The organism is Bradyrhizobium sp. 138 (assembly GCF_023074075.1).
Classification (GTDB): Bacteria; Pseudomonadota; Alphaproteobacteria; order Rhizobiales; family Xanthobacteraceae; genus Bradyrhizobium.
On the sequence record NZ_JADPKT010000033.1, the window covers coordinates 191,744 to 215,668 of the forward strand.

26 protein-coding genes and 1 pseudogene are annotated in these 23,925 nt (G+C 63.3%); 13 read left to right on the forward strand and 14 right to left on the reverse strand.

Annotation, left to right across the window (positions count from 1 at the left end; all coding sequences use genetic code 11):
* Positions 1-206 precede the first annotated feature (206 nt).
* The 5 genes from IVA79_RS16200 (at position 207) to IVA79_RS16220 (ending at position 4,736) form a co-directional block, all read left to right on the forward strand.
* The gene (locus IVA79_RS16200; RefSeq protein ID WP_247554330.1) at positions 207-1,040 is read left to right on the forward strand and encodes a cytochrome c oxidase subunit II; all 834 of its coding nucleotides are present in this window, start codon (positions 207-209) and stop codon (positions 1,038-1,040) included.
* 77 nt (positions 1,041-1,117) lie between these two features.
* Positions 1,118-2,896 (forward strand): cbb3-type cytochrome c oxidase subunit I, encoded by a 1,779-nt coding sequence (locus IVA79_RS16205; RefSeq protein WP_247554332.1) that lies wholly within the window; start codon positions 1,118-1,120, stop codon positions 2,894-2,896.
* A complete protein-coding gene (locus tag IVA79_RS16210; RefSeq protein WP_247554334.1) occupies positions 2,893-3,597 on the forward strand; it encodes a cytochrome c oxidase subunit 3 in 705 nt (234 codons plus the stop codon). Before IVA79_RS16205 ends, IVA79_RS16210 begins: the two co-directional genes overlap by 4 nt.
* 14 nt (positions 3,598-3,611) lie before the next feature.
* Positions 3,612-4,334, forward strand: coding sequence for a heme-copper oxidase subunit III family protein (locus tag IVA79_RS16215; RefSeq protein ID WP_247554336.1), 723 nt, complete (start codon positions 3,612-3,614; stop codon positions 4,332-4,334).
* Between the two features lie 9 nt (positions 4,335-4,343).
* Complete coding sequence (locus IVA79_RS16220; RefSeq protein ID WP_247554339.1) at positions 4,344-4,736, forward strand: cytochrome C oxidase subunit IV family protein; 393 nt, start codon at positions 4,344-4,346, stop codon at positions 4,734-4,736.
* Between the two features lie 49 nt (positions 4,737-4,785).
* On the opposite strand, the gene IVA79_RS16225 is transcribed toward IVA79_RS16220, so the two are convergent.
* Genes IVA79_RS16225 through IVA79_RS16235 form a run of 3 tightly spaced genes read right to left on the reverse strand, consistent with a single transcriptional unit; the run spans position 4,786 to position 8,325 of the window.
* On the reverse strand, positions 4,786-6,543 hold the full coding sequence (locus tag IVA79_RS16225; RefSeq protein WP_247554340.1) for an NAD+ synthase: 1,758 nt from the start codon (positions 6,541-6,543) through the stop codon (positions 4,786-4,788).
* A 35-nt stretch (positions 6,544-6,578) separates the two neighbouring features.
* Entirely contained in the window at positions 6,579-6,932 is a 354-nt protein-coding gene (locus tag IVA79_RS16230) for a diacylglycerol kinase (protein WP_247554342.1), read from the reverse strand.
* A gap of 4 nt (positions 6,933-6,936) precedes the next feature.
* A complete protein-coding gene (locus tag IVA79_RS16235; protein WP_247554344.1) occupies positions 6,937-8,325 on the reverse strand; it encodes a 3-deoxy-7-phosphoheptulonate synthase class II in 1,389 nt (462 codons plus the stop codon).
* 92 nt (positions 8,326-8,417) lie between these two features.
* On the opposite strand from IVA79_RS16235, the gene IVA79_RS16240 reads away from it, so the two are divergent.
* Positions 8,418-9,401 (forward strand): alpha/beta fold hydrolase, encoded by a 984-nt coding sequence (locus IVA79_RS16240; protein WP_346658181.1) that lies wholly within the window; start codon positions 8,418-8,420, stop codon positions 9,399-9,401.
* A 638-nt stretch (positions 9,402-10,039) separates the two neighbouring features.
* Here IVA79_RS16240 and IVA79_RS16245 read toward each other — a convergent pair.
* The 7 genes from IVA79_RS16245 to IVA79_RS16275 all read right to left on the reverse strand — a co-directional run bounded on the left by IVA79_RS16245 (position 10,040) and on the right by IVA79_RS16275 (position 14,050).
* The gene (locus IVA79_RS16245; protein ID WP_247554348.1) at positions 10,040-10,303 is read right to left on the reverse strand and encodes a hypothetical protein; all 264 of its coding nucleotides are present in this window, start codon (positions 10,301-10,303) and stop codon (positions 10,040-10,042) included.
* 204 nt (positions 10,304-10,507) lie between these two features.
* Entirely contained in the window at positions 10,508-11,086 is a 579-nt protein-coding gene (locus IVA79_RS16250) for a TIGR00645 family protein (protein ID WP_247554350.1), read from the reverse strand.
* Positions 11,087-11,119: 33 nt separating this feature from the next.
* Positions 11,120-11,755 carry a TerC family protein gene (locus tag IVA79_RS16255; RefSeq protein WP_247554352.1) on the reverse strand — a complete coding sequence of 212 codons (636 nt, stop codon included), beginning with the start codon at positions 11,753-11,755 and terminating at the stop codon, positions 11,120-11,122.
* 6 nt (positions 11,756-11,761) lie between these two features.
* Positions 11,762-12,115 carry a hypothetical protein gene (locus tag IVA79_RS16260; protein ID WP_247554354.1) on the reverse strand — a complete coding sequence of 118 codons (354 nt, stop codon included), beginning with the start codon at positions 12,113-12,115 and terminating at the stop codon, positions 11,762-11,764.
* Positions 12,116-12,117: 2 nt separating this feature from the next.
* Positions 12,118-12,591 (reverse strand): TerB family tellurite resistance protein, encoded by a 474-nt coding sequence (locus tag IVA79_RS36960; RefSeq protein ID WP_346658182.1) that lies wholly within the window; start codon positions 12,589-12,591, stop codon positions 12,118-12,120.
* Between the two features lie 377 nt (positions 12,592-12,968).
* Positions 12,969-13,451 carry a hypothetical protein gene (locus tag IVA79_RS16270; protein ID WP_247554358.1) on the reverse strand — a complete coding sequence of 161 codons (483 nt, stop codon included), beginning with the start codon at positions 13,449-13,451 and terminating at the stop codon, positions 12,969-12,971.
* Positions 13,448-14,050, reverse strand: coding sequence for a hypothetical protein (locus IVA79_RS16275; RefSeq protein ID WP_247554360.1), 603 nt, complete (start codon positions 14,048-14,050; stop codon positions 13,448-13,450). Before IVA79_RS16275 ends, IVA79_RS16270 begins: the two co-directional genes overlap by 4 nt.
* Positions 14,051-14,258: 208 nt before the next feature.
* Here IVA79_RS16275 and IVA79_RS16280 point away from each other — a divergent pair, with 208 nt between their 5' ends.
* The 3 genes from IVA79_RS16280 (at position 14,259) to IVA79_RS16290 (ending at position 16,584) form a co-directional block, all read left to right on the forward strand.
* Positions 14,259-15,086, forward strand: a complete 828-nt coding sequence (locus IVA79_RS16280) for a class II glutamine amidotransferase (protein WP_247554362.1) — start codon at positions 14,259-14,261, stop codon at positions 15,084-15,086.
* 18 nt (positions 15,087-15,104) lie between these two features.
* Entirely contained in the window at positions 15,105-16,334 is a 1,230-nt protein-coding gene (locus IVA79_RS16285; protein ID WP_247554364.1) for a carboxylate-amine ligase, read from the forward strand.
* A gap of 64 nt (positions 16,335-16,398) precedes the next feature.
* The gene (locus tag IVA79_RS16290; protein ID WP_247554366.1) at positions 16,399-16,584 is read left to right on the forward strand and encodes a hypothetical protein; all 186 of its coding nucleotides are present in this window, start codon (positions 16,399-16,401) and stop codon (positions 16,582-16,584) included.
* A gap of 13 nt (positions 16,585-16,597) precedes the next feature.
* On the opposite strand, the gene IVA79_RS16295 is transcribed toward IVA79_RS16290, so the two are convergent.
* Positions 16,598-16,900 carry a hypothetical protein gene (locus IVA79_RS16295; protein ID WP_247554368.1) on the reverse strand — a complete coding sequence of 101 codons (303 nt, stop codon included), beginning with the start codon at positions 16,898-16,900 and terminating at the stop codon, positions 16,598-16,600.
* A gap of 376 nt (positions 16,901-17,276) precedes the next feature.
* Here IVA79_RS16295 and IVA79_RS16305 point away from each other — a divergent pair.
* Positions 17,277-18,402, forward strand: a pseudogene (locus tag IVA79_RS16305) (hypothetical protein).
* Positions 18,403-18,410: 8 nt separating this feature from the next.
* Here the strand turns inward: IVA79_RS16305 and gor are convergent.
* Genes gor through rpiA form a run of 3 tightly spaced genes read right to left on the reverse strand, consistent with a single transcriptional unit; the run spans position 18,411 to position 21,079 of the window.
* Positions 18,411-19,799, reverse strand: coding sequence for a glutathione-disulfide reductase (gene gor, locus IVA79_RS16310; RefSeq protein WP_247554374.1), 1,389 nt, complete (start codon positions 19,797-19,799; stop codon positions 18,411-18,413).
* A 42-nt stretch (positions 19,800-19,841) separates the two neighbouring features.
* Complete coding sequence (locus IVA79_RS16315; protein ID WP_247554376.1) at positions 19,842-20,363, reverse strand: DUF2059 domain-containing protein; 522 nt, start codon at positions 20,361-20,363, stop codon at positions 19,842-19,844.
* Positions 20,360-21,079: a ribose-5-phosphate isomerase RpiA gene (gene rpiA / locus IVA79_RS16320; protein ID WP_247554378.1), complete on the reverse strand. Its 720-nt coding sequence runs from the start codon at positions 21,077-21,079 to the stop codon at positions 20,360-20,362. The genes IVA79_RS16315 and rpiA overlap by 4 nt, the downstream gene beginning before the upstream one ends.
* A gap of 169 nt (positions 21,080-21,248) precedes the next feature.
* Here rpiA and IVA79_RS16325 point away from each other — a divergent pair, with 169 nt between their 5' ends.
* The 3 genes from IVA79_RS16325 (at position 21,249) to IVA79_RS16335 (ending at position 23,917) form a co-directional block, all read left to right on the forward strand.
* A complete protein-coding gene (locus IVA79_RS16325; RefSeq protein ID WP_247554379.1) occupies positions 21,249-21,923 on the forward strand; it encodes an HAD family hydrolase in 675 nt (224 codons plus the stop codon).
* Positions 21,924-22,145: 222 nt separating this feature from the next.
* Positions 22,146-23,165: a GTP 3',8-cyclase MoaA gene (gene moaA / locus IVA79_RS16330; RefSeq protein WP_247554382.1), complete on the forward strand. Its 1,020-nt coding sequence runs from the start codon at positions 22,146-22,148 to the stop codon at positions 23,163-23,165.
* Between the two features lie 170 nt (positions 23,166-23,335).
* Entirely contained in the window at positions 23,336-23,917 is a 582-nt protein-coding gene (locus tag IVA79_RS16335) for a TRAP transporter small permease subunit (protein WP_247554384.1), read from the forward strand.
* Positions 23,918-23,925: the final 8 nt, after the last annotated feature.

Genomic DNA, 23,925 nt, shown 5'->3' on the forward strand with positions numbered 1-23,925 from the left:
GGTATCATTTTAGACGCAGACGCCCTTAACTCCGATGGAATTGCTGGTCGCGAGCACTTTCTTTGGTCCCGCGACCAGGTGGAATGGGCGAGGCAAGAGGCCGGCGATGGCATGAATGCCAACTAAGAAAGGCCAGCCATCGCGACAGACATGAGCTCCGCCCTGGAATTCGTATCCGTAGCCCTCAGTGGCAAGGATGGATCAGGATGGCTGTCGCACTGATATTGCTTCTGGTCGCGATCGGCTCGGTGCTGTTTCACCTCTACAGCCCATGGTGGTGGACGCCGATCGCCACGAACTGGGCCTATATCGACCACACCATCAACATCACGTTCTGGATCACGGGCTTCGTGTTCGTCGCGGTCATCGCCTTCATGGCGTATTGCGTCTTCCGCTTTCACCACAAAGAGGGACGACGCGCCGACTACAATCCGGAAAACAAAAGGCTCGAATGGTGGCTGAGCGTCGGGACCGGAGTCGGCGTCGCGGCCATGCTGGCGCCGGGCCTTGTGGTCTGGCACCAGTTCGTCACGGTGCCTGCGGATGCCACCGAGGTCGAGGTCATGGGGCAACAATGGCAATGGAGCTTCCGCCTTCCAGGCAAGGATGGACAATTGGGCACATCCGATGTCCGCAACATCGCTTCCGACAATCCGATGGGGCTGAATCCTGACGACGCTCACGCGCAGGACGACGTCGTGATCGAGAGCGGCGACCTGCACCTTCAATTGGGAAAGCCGGTCAAGGTTCTCCTCCGCTCCGTCGATGTCCTGCACGATTTCTACGTGCCCGAATTCCGGGCCAAGATGGACATGGTCCCAGGCATGGTGACCTATTTCTGGATAACGCCGATCCGAACCGGCACGTTCGATGTTCTCTGTGCGGAACTCTGTGGCGCTGCGCACTATCAGATGCGGGCCAAGGTCATCGTCGACGAAGAGCGTGAATATCACGCTTGGCTGGAGCAACAAAAAACATTCGCGGAATTGTCGCCGGCGAAAGCCATCGTGAAGGCGACGTACCGATCCGGCGACAAGTAGCAAGCTGCCGCCGCGAAGATTGATCGGGTGCATGAGGCCAACGCCTCACCCCGATGGAAACGACCGAGGAGGTTTCTATGGTCGATATTCCATATGAAGGGACCCGCGGCATCCCGCCTGCCGAAGTACCGGATGTCGAGCTCTATCATCCGAGGAGCTGGTGGACACGGTATGTCTTCTCGCAGGACGCCAAGGTGATCGCCATTCAGTATTCGCTGACGGCATCGGCCATCGGGCTGGTGGCCCTGGTGCTGTCGTGGCTGATGCGCCTGCAACTGGGATTCCCCGGCACCTTCTCGTTCATCGATGCCAACCAGTACCTCCAGTTCATCACCATGCACGGCATGATCATGGTGATCTATCTGCTCACCGCGTTGTTCCTTGGCGGCTTCGGCAACTACCTGATCCCGCTGATGGTCGGCGCCCGGGACATGGTCTTCCCTTATGTGAACATGCTGAGCTACTGGGTCTACCTGCTCGCAGTCCTGGTGCTGGCCTCGACATTCTTCGTGCCCGGCGGCCCCACCGGCGCCGGCTGGACGCTATACCCGCCGCAAGCCATCCTCTCGGGAACGCCAGGGCAGGATTGGGGCATCATTCTCATGATGTCGTCCCTCATCCTGTTCATCATCGGCTTCACCATGGGCGGGCTGAATTACGTGGTCACGGTGCTCCAGGCGCGCACCCGCGGCATGACATTGATGCGCCTGCCCCTGACGGTGTGGGGCATCTTCACGGCGACCGTGATGGCATTGCTGGCATTCCCTGCACTGTTCGTTGCCTCGGTCATGCTGCTGCTCGACAGGCTCTTGGGAACCAGCTTCTTCATGCCCGCGCTCGTCGAGATGGGCACGCTGTCGAAATATGGCGGCGGCAGCCCGCTGCTCTTCCAGCACCTGTTCTGGTTCTTCGGCCATCCCGAAGTCTACATCGTCGCCCTGCCCGCCTTCGGCATCGTCTCCGATCTGATCAGCACACATGCGCGCAAGAACATCTTTGGTTACCGCATGATGGTCTGGGCGATCGTGGCCATCGGTGCCCTGAGCTTCATCGTATGGGCGCACCACATGTATGTGAGCGGCATGTTCCCGCAATTCGGGTACTTCTTCGCCACCACGACGCTCATCATCGCCATCCCCACCGCGATCAAGGTTTACAACTGGGTGCTGACCCTGTGGCGCGGCGACATTCATCTCAGGGTTCCGATGTTGTTCGCACTCGGCTTCATCATCACCTTCGTGAACGGCGGGCTCACCGGCCTCTTCCTCGGCAACGTCGTCGTGGATGTGCCCCTCTCGGATACCATGTTCGTTGTCGCGCATTTCCACATGGTGATGGGCGTGGCACCGATCATGGTCGTGCTCGGCGCGATCTACCATTGGTACCCCAAGGTCACGGGTCGGATGCTGAACGACGCGCTCGGCAAGTTTCACTTCTGGGTCACCTTCCTCGGCGCCTATCTGATCTTCTTCCCCATGCACTATCTGGGACTGCTCGGAGTTCCGCGCCGGTACTTCGAGCTCGGGGATACGACGTTCATCCCGTCCTCGGCCCACTCGCTGAACGCCTTCATCTCCGTGGTGGCCTTGACCGTCGGCTTTAGCCAGCTGGTGTTCCTGTTCAATCTGGCCTGGAGCCTGTTCAAAGGTGAGGCCTCAGGCGGCAATCCGTGGCGGGCCACGACGCTGGAGTGGCAGACGCCGGAGACGCCCCCCGGCCACGGCAACTGGGGCAAGGAGCTCCCGGTCGTGTACCGCTGGGCCTACGACTACAGCGTCCCCGGCGCCGCCGAGGACTTCATTCCGCAGAACCAGCCGCCGCGCGCGACGCAGCACGTTCAGGGAGCTGCTTCGTGAGCGCCATCATCCTGTTCCTGGCTGTGCTTGCAGTGATCGCCGGGTGGTGGCTGTCGCAGCAGCGGCTGACCGCCAAGCCGTGGCTGGAGGAAGGCCCGGCCGGTGACTTCCCGGGCGGCGATGCCGTGAGCTGGCCGGCAGCGAAGGTCGGACTTGGCGTGTTTCTCGCCGTCGCGAGCGCATTGTTCGTGCTCTTCATCAGCGCCTACTCGATGCGCATGAACCTGATGGACTGGCGCGCGCTGCCCGTGCCGCGGCTGCTGTGGCTCAACACGGGCGTCCTGGTCCTGAGCAGCGTCGCGCTGCACTGGTCGTACCTGGCCGCGCGCCGCTACGATACTGAAGGCGTCATGATCGGTCTGCTCGCTGGCGGAGCATCTGCCGTGATCTTCCTCGCCGGACAGCTCCTGGCCTGGCAGCAGCTCGACGCGGCCGGATATTACGTGACGTCCAATCCAGCCAATTCCTTCTTCTACTTGTTGACCGCGGTGCACGGGCTGCATCTTGCGGGCGGTCTGGTGGCCTTGGGCCGAACCTCAACCAAGATGTGGCGCGGCGCCGAGATCGCCGACATGCGCTTGAGCGTGGAGCTGTGCGCCATCTACTGGCACTTCATGCTGTTGGTCTGGCTTGTCCTGCTCGGTCTTCTCACGGGCTGGACCGACGATTTCGTCAACATCTGCCGCCAATTGCTGAGCTAGGGAGGCGAGACCAGATGGCTGAGACCGGGCTGACAAATCCAGGCCAATCGCCTGCGCAGCTTGACGGCTGGCGCGGCATCGCCACCGACTGGGCGTCCGATCAGCGCGCCTTCAAGAACGTGTCCTGGGGCAAGGCCATGATGTGGATCTTCCTCCTCAGCGACACCTTCATCTTTAGCTGCTTCCTGCTCTCCTACATGACGGCGCGCATGTCGACGACCGTACCCTGGCCCAATCCCAGCGAGGTCTTCGCTCTCAACATCGCCGGCAACCACATCCCGCTGATCCTGATTGCCATCATGACGTTTGTCCTGATCAGCAGCAGCGGCACGATGGCGATGGCCGTCAATTTCGGCTACCGCCGCGATCGATTCAGAACTGCCGCCTTGATGCTGGTCACGGCAGCCTTCGGCGCGACCTTCGTCGGAATGCAGGCCTTCGAATGGACCAAGCTGATCATGGAGGGCGTCCGGCCCTGGGGCAATCCGTGGGGTGCCCCGCAGTTTGGCGCAAGCTTCTTCATGATCACCGGCTTCCACGGCACACATGTGACGATCGGTGTGATCTTCCTGATCGCCATTGCGCGGAAGGTCCTTCGCGGCGACTTCGACGTCGAGAGGCGCGGCTTCTTCACAAGCCGCAAGGGGTACTACGAGATCGTCGAGATCACGGGCCTGTACTGGCACTTCGTCGATCTCGTGTGGGTGTTCATCTTTGCGTTCTTCTATCTTTGGTGAGGTCGGCGCATGACAAACGCGGCGGTACACATGGAAGGACAGCTCCACGCTCCGGTGCATGGCGCAGTCGCAACGGCAGCCGTTCACACCAAGGGTCAACAGCACCCGATCAAACTCTACCTCGTGGTCTGGGGCTGGTTGTTCGTCCTCAGCACGTGCTCCTACCTTGTCGACTACTTTGGCCTACATGGCTATCTGAGGTGGTCGCTGATCCTGCTGTTCATGATCTTGAAGGCCGGCTTGATCGTCGCCGTGTTCATGCACATGGCCTGGGAGCGACTGGCCCTGGCCTATGCCATCCTGCTGCCGCCGATCGCGGTGCTGGTATTTGTGTCGATCATGGTGCTCGAATCCGAATACACGCACTTCCTTCGGGTGCTGTTCTTCGCAAGCCCCTCGTAGCAGCAATCGGAGCTCTCACCGTCAGGCCGCACAAGGCATCTTTGAAGAGTCACCCCTCAAAGGCGTCGATCGACGCCTTGCTGCCGGGCGAGACCAGCGTCTCGTCCACCGCCGGCATTGGCTCGCCCTTGTCGCGAAAACGGTTGGTGATGGGATAGCGGCGGTCGCGGCCGAAATTCCTGGGGGTCACCTTCACGCCGGGCGCGGCCTGGCGGCGCTTATATTCGGCGACGTTGAGCAGATGGTCGATGCGGGTGACGAGCTCGCGATCGAAGCCGGCGGCAATGATCTGATCGAGCGACTGCTCGCGCTCGACAAGACGCTCCAGGATGGCATCGAGCACGTCGTAAGGCGGCAGCGAGTCCTGATCACGCTGATCCTCGCGCAGCTCTGCGGTCGGCGGCCGCGTGATGATGTCGGGCGGAATGATTTCGCCCGCCGGCCCGAGCGCGCCCTCCGGCTTCCAACCGTTGCGCAAGCTCGCCAAGCGAAACACCTGCGTCTTGTAGATATCCTTGATCGGATTGAAGCCGCCGTTCATGTCGCCATAGAGCGTGGCATAGCCGACCGACATCTCGGATTTGTTGCCCGTCGTCACCACCATCAGGCCGGTCTTGTTGGAGATCGCCATCAGCAGCGTGCCGCGGGTTCGGGCCTGCAGGTTTTCCTCGGTGACATCAGGCGGCAGGTTCTTGAAGATGCCCGAGAGGATGGTCTCGAACCCGTTCACGGCTTCCGCGATCGGCAGCACCTCGTAGCGGATGCCGAGATGGCCGGCGAGCTCGCCGGCGTCGGCAATCGAGTGTGCCGCCGTGTAGCGATAAGGCAGCATCACGCCGTGTACCTGGTCGGCCCCGAGCGCATCGACCGCGATTGCCGCGCACAGCGCGGAATCGATGCCGCCGGAGATGCCGAGCAGCACGCCGGGAAAACCGTTCTTGGCGACATAGTCGCGCAGACCCAGCACGCAAGCCGCGTAATCGGCCTTGTCGCCCTCGACCTGCTCCGCAATCGGCCCCGCGCAGCGCCAATCGTCGCCGTTGCGGGTGAAGCGCAGTGTGACGATGCTCTCTTCAAACGCCGGCAATTGCGCCGCCAGCGAGAGGTCACCGTTGAGTGCGAAGGAGGCACCGTCGAACACCAGCTCGTCCTGGCCGCCGACCTGGTTCAGATAGACCAGCGGCAGCCCGCTCCCGGTGACGCGCGCGACCGCGACCGACAGGCGCACGTCGTTCTTGTCGCGGGCGTAAGGCGAGCCGTTCGGCACGAGGATGATCTCGGCGCCGGTCTCGGCCAGCGTCTCGACCACGTTCTCGTAGTCCTCGGACTCCTCCAGCCAGATGTCCTCGCAGATCGGTACGCCCACGCGCACGCCGCGCACGGTGACTGGTCCCGCAGCGGGCCCGCGCTCAAAAAGCCGCTTCTCGTCGAACACGCCATAGTTCGGCAGATTGCACTTGAAGCGCAAGCTCGCGATGCGGCCGCCGTCGAGCAGCGCGCAGGCATTGTACAGCTTGCCCTCCTCGACCCAGGGGGTGCCGACCAGCATGGCCGGGCCGCCATCGGCAGTCTCACGCGCCAGCGCTTCGATCGCGGCGCGGCAGGCGGCCTGGAAGGCCGGCTTCTGCACCAGGTCTTCAGGCGGATAGCCGGCGATGAACAATTCCGGAAACAGCACGAGATCGGCGGCGTCGGCGGCAGCTTGCGCACGCGCCGAGCGTGCCTTGGCCGCGTTGCCCTCGACGTCGCCCATGGTCGGATTGAGCTGGGCGAGCGTGACCGCGAATGCGTTGAGACGTTCGGTCATGGCGCTCCGATCCCCAAGCTAGAGGAAAACCCAGGCTAGAGGAATCCCAGCCGTTCGATAATGGCGATGATCCAGAACGCGCCGGCCATCAACAGCGCCACACCGACCGCGGCCGAGCCCATGTCCTTGACCCGACCGATCTGCTTGTCGTGGTCCATGGTCAGCCGGTCGGCGAGCTTTTCGATCGCGGTGTTGAGCAGCTCGACCGTCAGCACGAAAGCGACGGCACAGACCAGCTCGACCGCACGCATCGCGGTCGCGCCGATGAACCAGGCGAGCGGCACCGACAGCAGGAGCGCAAAGATCTCCTCGCGGACGGCCTGCTCCGACCGAAACGCAAAGGCCAGACCGTTGCGGGAATTGATCGTGGCCTTCCAGATCCGCAGCAAGATCTTAGAGCCCCGCTGCGGCCGGCATCGGCTGGGCCTTGCCGGCGCGCTCCTGCTTGAGGAGCTCCGCGACCAGGAAAGCCATGTCGATGGATTGCTCGGCGTTGAGGCGGGGATCGCAGACCGTGTGATAGCGGTCGTTGAGGTCCTCGTCCGTGATCGCGCGGGCGCCGCCGAGGCATTCAGTGACGTCCTGGCCGGTCATCTCCAGATGCACGCCGCCGGCATGGGTGCCTTCGGCGGCGTGGATCGCGAAGAACGACTTCACTTCGGACAGGATGCGGTCGAACGGCCGCGTCTTGTAGCCTGACGTCGAGGTGATGGTGTTGCCGTGCATGGGATCGCAGGACCAGACCACCACCCGGCCCTCGCGCTTCACGGCGCGGATCATGTTCGGCAGATGCTCGCCGACCTTGTCCGAGCCGAAGCGGCCGATCAGCGTCAGCCGGCCCGGCTCGTTGTCGGGGTTGAGCACGTCGATCAGCTTCAGCAATTCGTCCGGCTTGAGCGACGGGCCGCACTTCAGCCCGATCGGATTCTTGATGCCGCGGAAATATTCGATATGGCCGTGATCGAGTTGGCGGGTACGGTCGCCGATCCAGATCATGTGGCCCGAGGTCGCGTACCAGTCGCCGGTGGTGGAATCGACCCGGGTCATGGCCTGCTCGTAGCCGAGCAGCAGCGCCTCGTGGCTGGTGTAGAAATCGGTGGCGCGCAGCTCGGGATGGGCCTCGAGATCGAGGCCGCAGGCGCGCATGAAGTTGAGCGCGTCCGAGATGCGGTCGGCCAATTCCTTGTAGCGGCGGGACTGCGGCGAATCCTTCAGGAAGCCGAGCATCCATTGATGCACGCTGCCGAGATTGGCGTAGCCGCCGGTGGCAAACGCACGCAGCAGGTTCAGCGTCGCGGCCGACTGGCGATAGGCCATCAGCTGGCGCTGCGGATCGGGCACGCGCGCTTCCTTGGTGAAGGCGATGTCGTTGACGATGTCGCCGCGATAGCTCGGCAGCTCGACGCCATCAATCTTCTCGGTCGGCGATGACCGCGGCTTTGCGAACTGGCCGGCGACGCGGCCGACCTTCACCACCGGGACGGCGCCGGCATAGGTCAACACCACCGCCATCTGCAGCAGCACGCGGAAGAAATCGCGGATGTTGTTGGCACCGTGCTCGGCAAAGCTCTCGGCGCAGTCGCCGCCCTGGAGCAGGAAGGCTTCGCCCGCCGCAACCCGCGCCAGCGCTTTCTTCAGATTGCGCGCCTCGCCCGCGAACACCAGCGGCGGAAAGGTCGCAAGCTGCGCCTCGACGTCGGCCAGGGCCTTGGCGTCGGGATAATCGGGCACCTGTAGCACCGGCTTGCTGCGCCAGGACTCGGGCGTCCACCGCTCGGACATCGCAATCTCTCCGTGAAGCAAAAAGCACAACCTGATCTAGGGGTTGCGAGGGCCGCCTTATACACAGGCTCGCTCCGCCCCGCCAGTTGTAAATCCGTTTCGCATCGCAAACCCTTGCGAGAAAAGCCAAATTCGCATTTGCTGGGCAGGCGAGGAAACTGGCAGGATACCTTGCGCCCATGGACGCGGCACTGGACGACGTTTTCATCGACGAGATCAGCTTCCCGGCGACCGACGGGTATGCGCTGACCGGCACCCTGTTCCTGCCGCGCGGCACCAAGCGCCATGCGGTCCTGATCAACTCCGCCACCGCCGTCCCGCGCAAAATCTACCGCGGCTTTGCCTCCTATCTCGCCCATCGCGGCTGTGCAGTCCTGACCTACGACTATCGCGGCATCGGCGATAGCAGGCTGCCGGCGATGGTCGGCTACAACCAGCCGAAATCGCTGGTCGGCTTCAAGGCCTCGATGTCGGACTGGGCCGCGCTCGACGTCACTGCCGCAGTGCGCTGGATGCGCGAGCGGTATCATGGGCTGGAGCTAGCCTATATCGGCCATTCCTTCGGCGGCCAGGCGCTGGGGCTGATCGCGAACAACACGGAGATCTCGCGCGCCGCGCTCGTGGCCTCGCAGGCCGCGACCTGGCGGCTGATGACCTCGCCGGAAAAATACCGCGTCTTCGCCTTCATGAATTTTGTCGGCGTGCCGCTGGTCCACGCCCTCGGCTACGCACCCGGCTGGGCCGGCATCGGCGAGGATCTGCCCAAGGGCGTCTTCCTGCAATGGGCCGAGTGGGTCTCGAACCCCCGCTATCTCTTCGATTCAAAGCTGCCGGCGTTGGATAATTTCGCGAAATACAAGGGCGAGCTGCGGGCGCTGTGCTTCTCCGACGATCCCTGGGCGACGCGGCCCGCGGTCGAGCTGCTGACCAGCGGCTTCACTGCGATCAAGCCGGAGGTGCTGACGGTCAAGCCGTCCGACGTCGGCGCCAAGGGAATAGGCCATTTCGGCTTCTTCCGCCCCGATCGTCGGGACACGCTGTGGCGTGGCGTGGCGGAGTGGATTCAGGGGGAATGAGACACACCTTCGCGTCCTCGCGGCTTTTCTCGCCCGAGCTTTGCTTCATCGCCTTGCCCTCTTTGAAAGAGGGCGCAGGGAAGGCCGGGAGCCGGTTGGCTCCCATGGACCGCCATGCCAAGAGCAGACTGCGTGTGCTTCTGCATAGCGGAGAACAGGGCAACCGGAGACATCCCGGCCTTCCCTGCGCAGTGGCTTTACGGCTTATGTCGTGCTCTCCCCGGGGAGCGTTGCACTATTGCCCCCGTCGCCTTGCAGATGAATGATGCGTGGGCCCGGTTGGGCCGCCGCATCACCGCTGAGACTTGACGCACAGACCCCGGGCGTCAGGACCACACGATTTGCCGTACGCCGACACACCGGTCGTGTGCGCGATGCGTTTTGCTCACAGTTGCCTGCCCTGCAAAACCCTTCGCGCCGATGCCATCAGCGTCCACCGCCGCCCGACCCGCGTTCGTGACGATCGCGATACGCCCCTCTTCCTTGGGCCGGGTTGCCGCGATACATACGCCCTTTCCGAATTTCGGTAAAGTGGAATATTTTCTCGGCCGCGCGTTGACCTACTGGTCGCGTGTTTTGCCTCGACGGGCAACACAAGGCCTTGTACCCCAGATCAGTGCCGGCCCGGACGACTTGAATTAACGGATGACCGTCGTCAGCGACGAGTAGCGCCTGTTCGACTTAGCTTCACCCGGCGCGAACTGCGCAAACGCGTCGCTGACGCGCACCGCCGGCGGCGTGTTGCTCGCGAAGCGGAATTCCTTGGGCCGCGGCGCATAGTAGCTGGCGCGGTAATAGTTGTCGTCGAAGCGTACCTCGCCGACCCCGAACAATGCGTCGCAGACGAACAGGAGCGCATAGACTCCCACCACCGCAGCGACGACCTCCTTGAGAACAGACATTGTGATGCCCCAGCCTTTTGCAGGCAGGATGCACGCCGGTTCCAAAGTCCCGGTTTAACGGCCCGCACTTCTTGTCCGCAGGGTTTGCCGCCACTGAACGGATTGCGGACAATTTTATCGATCTCGAAAAGAGAGCCCGCCTGACCGGACGATCAGGCGGGCTCGAGGCTTGGCCGCTCGGGAGATCTCAGACGGCCAGGTTCGTCAACCGTGGCCGGCCTCCTTGCGGTGGCCGCCGTCGCTGAGGCGGTCGACCCAGGCGATGCCGATCGCGGAGACGATGAAGGTGATGTGGATCAGCACCTGCCACATCACACCGGTCTCGGTGAAATTGCTGCGCGTCGTGCCGAGATTGCCGGCCTCGATGAAGGTCCTGAGCAGCGAGATCGAGGAAATGCCGATGATCGCCATCGCAAGCTTGATCTTGAGCACGCTGGCATTGACGTGGCTGAGCCATTCCGGCTCGTCGGGATGGCCGGTCAGGTTCAGCCGGGAGACGAAGGTCTCGTAGCCGCCGACGATCACCATGATCAGAAGGTTCGAGATCATGACGACGTCGATCAGCCCGAGCACGACCAGCATGATCTGCTGCTCGCTGGCGTCGAACGAGTGCGCAACCAGGTGCCAGAGCTCTTTCAGGAACAGCAGCACATAGACGGCCTGCGCGACGATCAGGCCGACATAGAGCGGCACTTGCAGCCAGCGCGAGCCGAAGATGAGCTGGGCGAACAGGCCGAGCCGCGGCACGGCCTGCGCCGAAGGTGCTATGGGTTCGGACGTCATGAATCACTCCGGATTGCGGAAAGAGTTGTCGCGTCAGAGACTCGCGACGACGGGGGCGAGTTCCAGCGAGCCCCGATAGATCATCTCGAACGCGACGTAAATGATGATGGCGAGACCGACATAGGCGATCCAGCGCTGCTTCTGGAGCACGCGGCCCAGCAGATCGGCGGCGACGCCCATCATCGCGACCGACAGCAACAGGCCGAAGGCGAGGATGTAGGGATGCTCGCGCGCGGCGCCCGCGACCGCGAGCACGTTGTCGAGCGACATCGAGACGTCGGCGGCGACGATCTGGACGGCGGCCTGGCCAAATGTCTTTGTCTGCACGGGCGCAGCATCCGCGCCGCCATGGCTGAACGCGAGATGCCTCGCATGCGCCGACTGTTCGCGCAGCTCCCGCCACATCTTCCAGCACACCCAGAGCAGCAGCACGCCGCCAGCGAGCAGCAGGCCGATCACCTGCAGGAGCTGGGTCGCGACGCCCGCGAAGACGATGCGGAGCGCAGTGGCGGCGGCGATGCCGACGATGATGGCGCGGCGACGCTGCTCGGCCGGCAAGCCCGCCGCGGCGAGGCCGATAACGACTGCGTTGTCGCCGGCGAGCACGAGATCGATCAGGATGACCTGAAACAGCGCGGTCAGCGCATCGGAGGTGATGAATTCAGTCATGAGGGATCATTTTTTCGATGCAGACGGATCGAGCCAATGCGGCTTCTTCCGCTCGACCCAGTCCAGGACCTTCGAACGTGAGGAGCGCAGTGCAGGCACGTCCTCGGCAAGCAGCGCGAGGCCGAGCGGCAGCATCCAGACGCCGAGAATCGGCAGGAAGGAAAGCACGCCGCCGACAATGAGGAGAGCGCCCGAGGGAATTCTGACCCAGCGGCTCGACGGTTTGAGCAGATAGGTGATGGTGTCACCCATCCGCGGCGGCAGCCGATCGACGAGCCTTTCGAGGCGCGGGTCACCGCCCGCCATTTCGCTGGCGGGACCTGCGGCCTCGTTCGTACGCTCGTTCGATGCTGCGCTCATGCTTACTCCTCTGTGGCCATCTGCCGTTCGGTGTGCCTCTTGGCCGACGTGACAGGCTTCGCGCGCGGCAGCACCAGCGTCAGCAAGCGCAACAACTTGATCGCCTGCACTTCATGGGGATGAACGTCCTCATCCGCCGCAGCAACGCGCTCCGACAGCTCCATCAGATGGGACGAGAGCGGCAAGTTCGAAACCGGCCGCAGCGTGTCGATCACGACATTGGCAAAATCCGGTTCCTCGAGCCGTTCGGCGAGTTCATCGAACATGGCATAGAGCCGTTCATCCGGAATATGCGGCGCCAGCTTGCGATCCCTGATGAAACGAATCACCTCGTCGCGCTCGACCGCCGAAACGCGCCGGTCGGCAACTGCAACCAGCGCGCCCACGATCACCAGCGCGGCCGCAGCCTGCTCGTTCAGGCTGGACGGTTCCGTGATTTCGATCTCGATCGCATTTGAGGATTTGACGGCAGACATCGTAGCTCCCTTAACTTGCGAAATGACCGCACGGAGCTGCGATGGTGACGAATAGTCGGAGAGAGCGAACAGAGGCCCGACGATCGGCCAATCCATCGCATTCGCGCGGGACAGGTCATCCGACATCACGAGGTTGGCCGACATCGTCGGCGTCCTCGCCAGAGGGGCCCGGATTCTTGTTCGCTCCAGAGATAAAGGTGGGTCTGTCGGAATCAAGGCGGCGCGACTGCGACCAGCCGCCGCATTGGTTCCATATCTGAGGGAGCGGCCCCGATCACACGGCACTCTGAGCGTGAGGATAACAATGCGAACGCATCGCAAGCCGAAGCCTCGAAGGATGACGGTTTAGTGATCGACGGCGGGCCGCTCCGCCGACATCAGCTCGCGCAGGAACGAACCGTGATGCGCTCGTTCCTGACGATGGCTTCGACCATCTTGCGCGCAACGTTGTCGAAATCCGACGGCTGAAGATAGCCTTGAGCGTAAGCTTCTTGCGTCAGGCGCTCGATGCGCTTGTCCTCGCCCGTCACCCATTGTTTCGCGATGTAGTCTGCGCCTGGCTTGCCAAAGGTCTCGGGATAACGTTCCGTCTCGTTTTGACGGCGGTAGTAATATCCACCGACCGAGCTGATGAACTGTTTCCGCCCCTCGCCTGCGCAGCGCGATCCATAGGGGAGATCGAACGCCTGAGCTGCCGAACTGCGCGTGCGTGCTCTCCCGTCCACGAAAATCGCTTCGTTGGACCCGTAGCCCGGACCGTCAACCGGAGTTGCGGGCTGGGCGGCCTTTTGCGGCGCGAAGGCCCATGCGGCGACCTGATAGACGACGAGGGCCCAGAGGATGAGCCAGGCACGGCTCATTTCGCGTTCGTTCCGCGTTGCTTCGGCAGACACACGGGAGACGGATCTGACCACAGGCCGGGCCCGGCAAACTGGAGCACCGTGAGGCGAATCTCCTCCGGAAAATCCTCCTTGACGATACCTTTCTGCTCGAACGCCTCGGCGAGCTGCGCCTGGACGCGAACGTCCAGCGGCGTCGAGTATGCGGCGTTGGCCTGATCGCGCTTCTTTTCGCTGCAGAACATGGCCAGTGCCGGATTTGGGCAGTCGAAGATTTTCATGTAGCCCCGCGCATAGGCCGACGTCGCCGCAATGAGATTTGCTTTCATGGTCCCGTCACACGGCGACATCGCGTAGGCGGTGCTCGCCTGCAGTGCGTCCATCCGCAGCGCATCGAGTTGCGGATCCTTGTCGCTTTGCAGCGTGTGCTTGGCTTCCCATTCCTTGCGTTCACGAACTTTGGCAGCATTTTCGTCGCCGAACGTGGCGGTGAGCGTCGGCTTCAACTGACCGACCGGCGAGGAGGACGCGACGGTTGTGGGAAAGCCACGCATCGCCCAGGAGACGCCTACGAAGGTCGTGACGAACGCCATGCATGCGAAAAGAATGAAGCGGCCCATAATGTGCACCCAGATAGCGAGTGCAACCTAACCGTGTCGAGTTAAGGGACGTGTTAATTCGCCGGTTCCAGTTCCGCAGGGTAAATGAACGTCTAAGGGTGCCATAGCGAAACGCGGATATTTCCCGAAGACGTCGAAGAGCGGCCACCGGAACCATCATGCAGGCCGGTCAGTTACTGCGTGTCACGGCATCCCCGACAGGAACCTTATGTGCCGCTGGATCGCATATCGGGGCGAGACGACGTCTTTCGAGCCCTATGTCACCGAGCCCGAGCATTCGCTGGTCGCGCAGAGCATCCGCTCGCTGCAGTCGACGGCGGGCTCGAATGGCGACGGCTTTGGTCTCGGCTGGTACGGCGAGCATCCGGAACCGGGCCTTTATCGCGAGACGCGCCCGGCGTGGTCGGACGAGAATCTGCGTTATCTCTGCCGGCATCTGCGCTCGCATCTGTTCTTTGCCCATGTGCGCGCCGCCACCGGCACCGCGGTGACGCGGCAGAATTGCCATCCTTTTGCCTGCGGCCACTGGATGTTCATGCACAATGGATTCGTCGGGAGCTGGAATCGGCTGCGGCGCAAGGTCGAGGCGCTGATTCCCGATGCCTATTACCCTTCGCGACTGGGCACGACCGATTCGGAAGCCGTGTTCCTCGCCATGATGGGCGCCGGCCTCGACAGCGATCCGCTCCAAGCAACGCAGCGCGTGCTGCAGGCCCTCGTCGGCCTCGTCAATGAAGGCCAGCTCCGCGAACGGCTGCGCTTCACCAGTGCGATCGCCAATGGCCAGGATCTTTACGCCTTCCGTGTTGCAGTCAACGACGCCGCGAACACACTTTATTTTCGCGAGGACGGCGGCCAGGTCATCGCCGTATCCGAACCCTTCGACAAGGAATCGGACCGGACCGAAGTGCCGCCAAATCACGCGCTGATCGCGCGCGCATCCGAAAACGTGAAGATTGTTCCCTTCGACCTCGCAATTTCCAGCGAGTGCGACGCGGAACCGGCTGCGGTCAGAAGGATTATCGCCCGCAGGTAATACCTTGCCGGGTGGGACATGACATTTGCTTCGGACGTTTTGAAACTGCTGCGCCTTGATTCCTCGCACGACAAGCAGCACCTCGTCATTCGCTCGGCCGGCGGCGGCAGCAAGGCGGCTGAATATTCCTTCGGCATCGAGGAGGAGTACTTCCTGGCCGACCGCCGCAGCTTCGAGGTCGCAATCCAGACGCCCAACGAGTTGTTCGAGTCGGCGAACTGGTCGACCGGCGGCCAGGCCATGCGCGAGATGCTGCAATCCCAGCTCGAGGTCGCGACCAACGTTCACGTCGACGTCAACGACGCCCGCGAAGAGCTACGCTTCCTGCGGCGCGAAGTCGCGAACGTCGCCGCGCAATATGGATTCGTGATCATGGCCTGCGGCACGCACCCGACAGCGGTCTGGCGTATGTCGCAGCCGAGCCCGAAGCCGCGCTACGAGGAGATGATCGAAGATCTGCGCAGCATCGGCCATCGCAACATGATGTGCGGCATGCATGTGCATGTCCAGTTGCCCGATCCCGAGAAGCGCATGGCGGTGATGCGGGCGATGCTGCCGCATTTGCCGCTGTTCATCGCGCTGTCGGCATCCTCCCCGTTCTGGAATTCGCACAAGACCGGACTGAAGGGCTACCGGCTCGCCGCCTATTCCGAGCTGCCGCGCACCGGCCTGCCCGAATTGTTCGAGAGCAGGCAGGACTACGACGAATATGTCGGCGCTTTGCAGCGCTCCGGCGTCGTTCCCGACGAGAGCCACATCTGGTGGGCGATGCGTCCTTCGATGCGGCACCCGACGCTCGAGCTTCGCGCGCCCGACACCTGCACGTTCGTCGACGATGCCGTTGCGATTGCCTCGCTCTATCGCTGCCTGATGCGCCACCTCCATCTGCGACCTCATTTGTCGAAGGAGATCACGGTGGTCGAACGCGCCATTGCGGTGGAGAATAAATGGCGCGCCCAGCGCTACGGCACCGATTGCATCTTTGCCTCCAGAGACGGACCGGTCACGATTTCGGAGATGCTGTCCCGAATCATCGACGACACCGCCGAGGACGCGGACGCGCTCGGCTGCGCCGCCGAGATCGAGCACTGCCGCATCATTGTGGATCGCGGCAGCTCGGCGGAGTTCCAGCTTCGCGCCTATCGCGAAAACGGCGACGACATCGCAGCCGTGTCACGATGGATCGCTACATCAACGATGTCAGGAACGAGCGCGCCCATCGGGCGCGGTGCCCCAGCGCCGTCATAGCGCCCGCGCAAGCTTCGCGAACGACAACGTTGTTTCTGGATTTGGTACGCCCTAGAGGAAAAGCATGACTGACATCACGTGGTGCGCCGGTTGCGGCCACAGCCTGGTCCCGATCCTGTCCGAGAACGACCGCACGCGGCCGAACTGCTTCTGGTGCGAAGGCGTCGACGCGCGGACCATGGACATGGCGAAGTGGGCGGACAGCCCGGCCGGCAAGCCGGATCGGGCCGCGCCTCGCGCTTTTGATTGAGGCGCCCTCCGCGTCAAACCCGCGCCAGCACGCGCGGACGGAACACGGATTCGGCGGTGAGCGCCGCGGCCGGCCTTCGTGTCGGGCGGCGCCGCGGGATGAAAAAGCTGTTCACGAGGATCGGCTCCTCATCGCCGAGCGCGATCCGCTCCTTCGCGAGCAGGCTCATGACCGAGCGCATCTTGATGACTTCCTGCGCCACGAAGCTGCAGTCCTCGTCACGGTTGATCTGCTCATGCATGATCGCTTCAGCTTCGCGCATGCTGACGCGGAGCGCTCTGATGGTCGTGCGGATTTCGTTGATGCGGTTGTCCATGGCTGCCTCCATCTCGGTCGCATCACAAGAACAAAACATGAACAATCTGTCAATCGCCACCCTGCCCGGTCGCGGAATTATCACTCATCCCGAGGACGACACCGCGTCGATCTGCCACCAGCGCCGCTGCACCTGCACTGGCGAGACTTGCTGACAAATTAGACAGGTCCGCCGCGGCCCCGGACGCGGCGCCCTCGGCACGGCGTCTGTCGATCAGAACCGGTCGTCGATCTAACATCCCGTGCAATCACCGGATTTTTCCTGAACGGGTACGCCCGCATCACTGCTCCGGGCTCGCTTGCCGCTTCGAGAACCAACTGGCCCAGAATTCGCAATGACGTTGCAAGCGAAGCAACGAGGCGGAGCGGAGAGCGTCATGAACGTGCATGCTGCGGGCGATCTCAAGACCACCGGCCTCACCCATCCGAACGGCGCGCCGCTTCGCCTCAACACGCAGGACTTCGTCGCGATCGATCGCGACCGGAATGCGAAGTTCGAGCCGACGTATCGCCCGCAAGCCCTCTACAATCGCGCCAACGAGGGCTTTCACGCCAATAACGAAACCTTCCTGCTCCACGAAGTCGCGACCAATCTGCCGATCTACCGTCCCGACACCGGTCCGACCGACTTCCATCTGCATCTTCCGCCGGGCGGCTTTCAGCTCGTGCTGGTCACCTCGGGCGCTTTCACCTTCGACTATGACGGGCGCTTCCGGCGCGGTGATGCTGCAAAGCGCGATCGTGCATCGCCAGCTGTTCTACACCTGGTCGGGCCTGTCGACCGAAGCGAATCTGAAGACGCCGCAGACCGTGGTGCCGGATCCGATCTCGATGGGCTATTCGGGCAAATTCCTCGAAGCCTTCATCACCGATCCCACCACCTTTCCGAACCCGACCATCGTAGGTCCGGACCAGATCGACGAAGCCGAGACCCCGCGCATAGCCTGGCGCCATCCGCTGCACGATCGCCCGGCTGGTGCCGGCTTCTGGCTGCAGGACCCCCTGGCGCTGGATGCACTGTTCAAGCCGCTCGCGGACGGCTCGATCAAATCGGCGCTGCCGGTTTACGTGCGCGACATCGGCATCGAGGTCCCGAGCGGCCAGCTCGTCACCGGCCACATCATCGCAACCGACCCGCGCGGCCAGTCGCTGCTGCCGAAGAGTGCATCGGCATCCGCGGACACCGCCTCGCTCGCCAAGGGCGAGGTCGTGATCTATCGCGTCATTCGCGGCACGGCCGAATTCAAGACCAGGGCCGGCGAGGCCTTCGAGCTGTCGGCGGGCGACGTGGTGACCTCAGGCAAGAGCTCGATCAGCCTCATAGGCGTCGGCGAGAACACCCAGGTGCTCAGGCTCGGCCTGCTCAAGGGCATGAACGAGCTGCGGAGCTGGACGCCGACGCAGCGCGACGAGATCGACGGTCTCGCCGGCCAGATCATCACGCAGAGGGACATTCGTCCGCTGCGCACCGAAGGCAAGCCGGTCGGATATTTGTACGGTTAGGAGACGCCCTATTCCGCCGCCTGGCGCACATGGCGCGCGGTCGGGGTGCGCATGGTGACGAGCTCCTCGGCCGCGGTCGGATGCAGCGCGATCGTCGCGTCGAAATCGGCCTTGGTCGCCTTCATCTTCACCGCGATCGCCACGGCTTGCGTGATCTCGGCGGCGGCATCGCCGACGATGTGGCAGCCGAGCACGCGATCGGTCGCGCCGTCGACGACGAGCTTCATCAGCACGCGGGTGTCGCGGCCGGACATCGTCGCCTTGATCGGGCGAAACGTCGTCTTGTAGATGTCGACGTGACTAAATTGCGCGCACGCCTCAGTCTCGGTGAGACCAACGGTACCGACCTCGGGCTGCGAGAACACCGCGGTCGGGATGTTGGCGTGATCAACCGTCACCTCGCGCTTGCCGAACACGGTGTCGGCGAAGGCATGGCCCTCGCGGATCGCGACCGGCGTCAGGTTGAAGCGATGGGTGACGTCGCCGATCGCATAGATGCTGTCGACCGAGCTCCTGGAGAAATGGTCGACCGCGATGCCGCCATTCCCAGGGTTGATGGCAACACCGGCTTTCTCCAACCCGAGGTTGGCCACCGCCGGATGGCGGCCGATCGCGAACATCACCTGGTCGGAGGCAAGGCTCGATCCGTTCGACAGATGCGTGGTGAATTCCTCGCCATGGCGATCGACCTTGGCTACCGTGCATCCCGTGAGAATGGTGATGCCCTGCTTCTCCATCTCAGCTCGGACATGGGCCCGAACATCCTCGTCGAAACCGCGCAGGATGTTGTCGCCACGATAGATCACGGTGACGTCGGAGCCGAAGCCGGCGAAGATGCCGGCGAATTCCAGCGCGATGTAGCCGCCGCCCTGGATCACGATCCGCCTCGGCAGCTTTTCCAGGTGGAACGCCTCGTTGGAGGAGATCACGTGCTCGATGCCGGGGATCGAAGCGCCGTGGTTCGGCGCACCACCGGTGGCGATCAGGATGTATCTTGCGGTGATCTTGCGGTCGTTTTCGAGCAGACGGACGGTGTGCTTGTCTTCGATCACCGCGCGGCTCTTGACGATCTGCGCGCCCGACTTCTCGACATTGGCGGTATAGGCCGCCTCCAGCCGCGCGATCTCTTTGTCCTTGTTGGCGATCAGCGTCGCCCAGTCGAAGCTGGCGGGCGGAACGGTCCAGCCGAAACCGGCGGCGTCCTCGAGCTCGTGACGAACATGCGAGCCGATCACGAACAGCTTCTTCGGCACGCAGCCGCGGATCACGCAGGTGCCGCCCATGCGGTACTCTTCCGCGATCGTGACGCGGGCGCCGTATCCGGCCGCGATGCGGGCGGCACGCACGCCGCCCGAACCGCCACCGATGACGAAGAGGTCGACGTCGAATTCAGCCATTGTCCACTCCGACCTCGCTAGGTGTCCGTCATCGCGCGCCTTCTACATCTCCTTGCCGCGCTTCTTCATTTCGGCGCGGAAGGCTGTCGCCACGACCTCGGAGAAACTCTGCGCCCACGAATTCATGAAGGCCATGCTCTGCTCGATCGCCTTCGGCTCGGCGTTGATCAGCTTCTGTCCCAACGGCGACTTGTAGAACGTCACGAGCTCCTTGAGCTCCTGCTCGGTGAACTCGCGGGCATAGGCTTGGGCCATGCCCTCACCGATCTCCTGCTCGCGGCCAGCGAACTGCTGAACCACGACCGGCGCCACGCTGGTGAGATCCTTTTGATAGTTGAGATTCTGCGAGATCAGCGTGCCCTTGACCTTCTCCACCATCCCGGGCACCGCATTGGTGTACATCGCGCTGGCATGCTTCAGGGCCAGGATTTCCTTGGCAGCCGCAATCGCCCCGGGCGAGGCTTTCGGCGGGGCTCCCGCCTGTTGCGCCGTGGCCGGCGCGGCCGAGAGGGTCAACCCCACAGCGAGGATCGCCGCCGGCAAAAACTTCAAAACGCTCTTCATTCCTGGTCTCCTTTCGGCTTACGCCGTTCAATCACGCGGATTCCCTCGCCGCCCGCCAATACGGCCGAGCTGGCCAGGCCGATGAACAGGCCGTGCTCGACCACGCCGGGGATGGCGCTCAACGCCTTGGCGAGACCGGGTGGATCCACAATATGTCCGAGCTGGGCATCGACGATCCAGTGGCCGCCATCGGTGACGAAAACGTGGCCGTCCTTGGCCTTGCGGACCGCCATTTGCCCGGAAACGCCGCATTCGGCAAATGCCTGCTCGATCGCGCGGCGCGTCGCGCCAAGCCCGAACGCGATCACCTCGACCGGCAGCGGAAACTTGCCGAGCGTCGGCACCCATTTGGTGTCATCGGCAATCACGATCATGCGATCCGAAGCGGCCGCCACGATCTTCTCACGCAGCAGCGCGCCGCCGCCGCCCTTGATCAGGTTGAGCGCAGGATCGATCTCGTCGGCGCCGTCGATCGTGATGTCGAGGTGGTCGATCTCGTCCAGCGTGGTGAGCGGCACGCCACAGCGCTCCGCGTCGGCACGCGTCGCTTCCGAAGTGGGCACGCCGATCACCTTGAGGCCGGCGCGCACCCGCTCGCCGAGCAGCTCGACGAAATGCTTGGCAGTCGAGCCGGTGCCGAGCCCGAGCTGCATGCCGTCCCGCACCTCCTCGAGTGCGCGCGCCGCAGCCTGCCGCTTCAACTGGTCCATGTTCACGTGTGCGCCTGCCTTTGGAAGTCTCGAACGTGCCGCCGATCGTGGCCGCTTTCGGCGGCCTATGTAGCCTCGTTTTTCCCTGGAGAACAGGGTCTGGGAACAGGCCTATAAGGTGATCTTATGGACCCGCCCCTTGCGTGGACACGACCGGGCCGGTAGCGCTTGGATCATGAACTCCCCTCACACCATCGTCTTCGATCTCGACGGCACGCTTGTGGATACGGCGCCCGACCTGATCACCGCCCTGAACTTCGTGCTCGACCGCGAAGGGCTGCCGCCCATGCCGATGGCCTCGGCCCGCAACATGATCGGCGCCGGCGCCCGCAAGCTGATCGAACGGGGGCTGGAAGCGGAGGGCCGCACCGTCACCCCCGCCGACATGGACCGGATGACCGCGGATTTCATCGCCTATTATGCCGATCATATCGCGGTCGAATCCCGCCCCTTCGAGGGGCTCGAGGCTGCGCTCGACCATTTTGCGGCCCAGGGCCATCGCCTCGCGGTGTGCACCAACAAGCTGGAATGGCTGTCCAAGCGCCTGCTGGACCAGCTCGATCTCAGCCGCCGCTTTGCCGCGATTTGCGGCGCGGACACGTTTGGCGTCCAGAAGCCCGATCCGACCATCTTTCGGGAGACCGTGGCGCGCGCCGGCGGCGCGGTCAAAGCCAGCATCATGGTCGGCGACGCCGGAACCGATGTCGGGGTGGCTCGCCGGGCCGGGGTACCGGTGATCGGGGTCAGCTTTGGCTACACGGACGTGCCGATCGCCGAGCTGAAGCCGGACCGGCTGATCCATCACATGCGCGACCTGCCGGCCGCCGCCAGCAGCCTGATGACTGCATAACACTCACAAGCCATTGAAATTTCTATGTATTTAGCGATCGCCCCCCCCCAACCGACGAGGCCGCTCCGGCCGGCGCCTCGCCGTTTCCCCGATGCCGGCGCCTGCATGCGCTGAACTAAGTATACCACCCGATTGTCCTCGCCGCGTCCGGTGCTTAGATTGCGTCCCGAGCACCCTCTGAAGCAAGGTGCGCCCGTCGCCGCAAGTGACAAGGTCTCCCGCATGAACGGATCCGCCGCGCTGTCGACCCCGATGACCGATCCGTTCGGGCGGACCATCAGCTATTTGCGCGTGTCCGTCACCGACCGCTGCGACCTGCGCTGCTTCTACTGCATGTCGGAAGACATGACGTTCCTGCCCAAGGCGAACCTGCTGACGCTGGAGGAACTCGACCGGCTCTGCTCGGCTTTCATCGCCAAGGGCGTCAAGAAGCTGCGCCTCACCGGCGGCGAGCCGCTGGTCCGGCGCAACGTGATGACATTGGTGCACTCGCTGTCGCGGCATCTGTCGAGCGGCGCCCTGAACGAGCTGACGCTGACCACCAATGGCACCCAGCTGGCGAAACACGCGCAGGAGCTCGCCGATTGCGGCGTCCGCCGCATCAACGTCTCGCTCGACACGCTGGATCCCCGGAAGTTTCGCGAGATCACCCGCTGGGGCGAGATCGACAAGGTGCTGGAAGGCATCGAGGCCGCGCGCGCCGCAGGACTTGCCGTGAAGATCAACGCAGTGGCGCTGAAGAACCTCAACGAGGACGAATTGCCTTCGCTGATGCGCTGGGCCCACGGCAAGGGCATGGGCCTGACGCTGATCGAGGTCATGCCGATGGGCGAGATCGGTTCGGGCCGGATCGACCAGTATCTGCCGCTGTCGCTGGTGCGCGCGCGCCTCGCCCAGCAATTCACGCTGACGGACCTGGCCGAGAGCACCGGCGGTCCGGCGCGCTATGTCAGCGTCGCCGAGACCGGCGGCAAGCTCGGCTTCATCACGCCGATGACCCACAATTTCTGCGAATCCTGCAACCGGGTGCGCATTACCTGCACGGGAACGCTGCACACCTGCCTCGGGCACGAGGATGCCTCCGATTTACGCAAACCCCTGCGTGCATCCGATGACGACATGCTGCTTGCAGATGCGATCGACCGCGCCATCGGCCTCAAGCCCAAGGGCCACGATTTCATCATCGATCGCCGCCACGACCGTCCCAGCGTGTCCAGGCACATGAGCGTCACCGGCGGCTGACACCGTCGGACTACGGCCTTATTCCCCTTAACTATCAACAAACTTCCGATTGACTGGCGGCACGCTCGCTGGTTTGGTGCGGCGGCCTCATGCCTGCGCGGCGAGACAAGCCACGCGCCCGTTCGGCGCAGTCAAGACGGCCGGGGCACACCATCGGGGAGGACCTATCGTTGCAAGCGCTCCTAAAGCTGAGCCAAGGGATCGACGCGTTCACACGCTGGACGGGCAAACGCCTGGCGTGGCTGATCGTGGCCGCCGTCATCATCTCGGCGGTCAATGCGATCGTCCGCAAGACGTTCGATACGTCCTCCAATTCGTGGCTCGAGCTGCAATGGGTGCTCTTCAGCATCGTGTTCCTGCTCTGCTCGTCCTGGACGCTGCTCGACAACGAGCACATCCGCATCGACATCGTGAACAACGCGCTGCCGAAGACGGTCCGCAACGTGATCGACGTGGTCGGCCACCTGTTCTTCCTGATTCCGTTGTGCATCGTCATGATCATCACCGGCGTGCCGTTCTTCCAGCGCTCGTTCCACATCAACGAGCAATCCGGCAATGCCGGCGGCCTGCCGCAATGGCCCGCCAAAGCCCTGATCATGATCGGGTTCGCTCTCCTGCTCGTTCAAGGCATCTCCGAGCTGATCAAGCGAATTGCGGTCATGCGCGGATTGATGCCGGATCCTCATGATTCGCAGGTGTCGGCGCTGGAGGCTGAAGTCGAGCATCTCGTCGAAGCGATCGAGAAGAAGTAGCCGTTGGC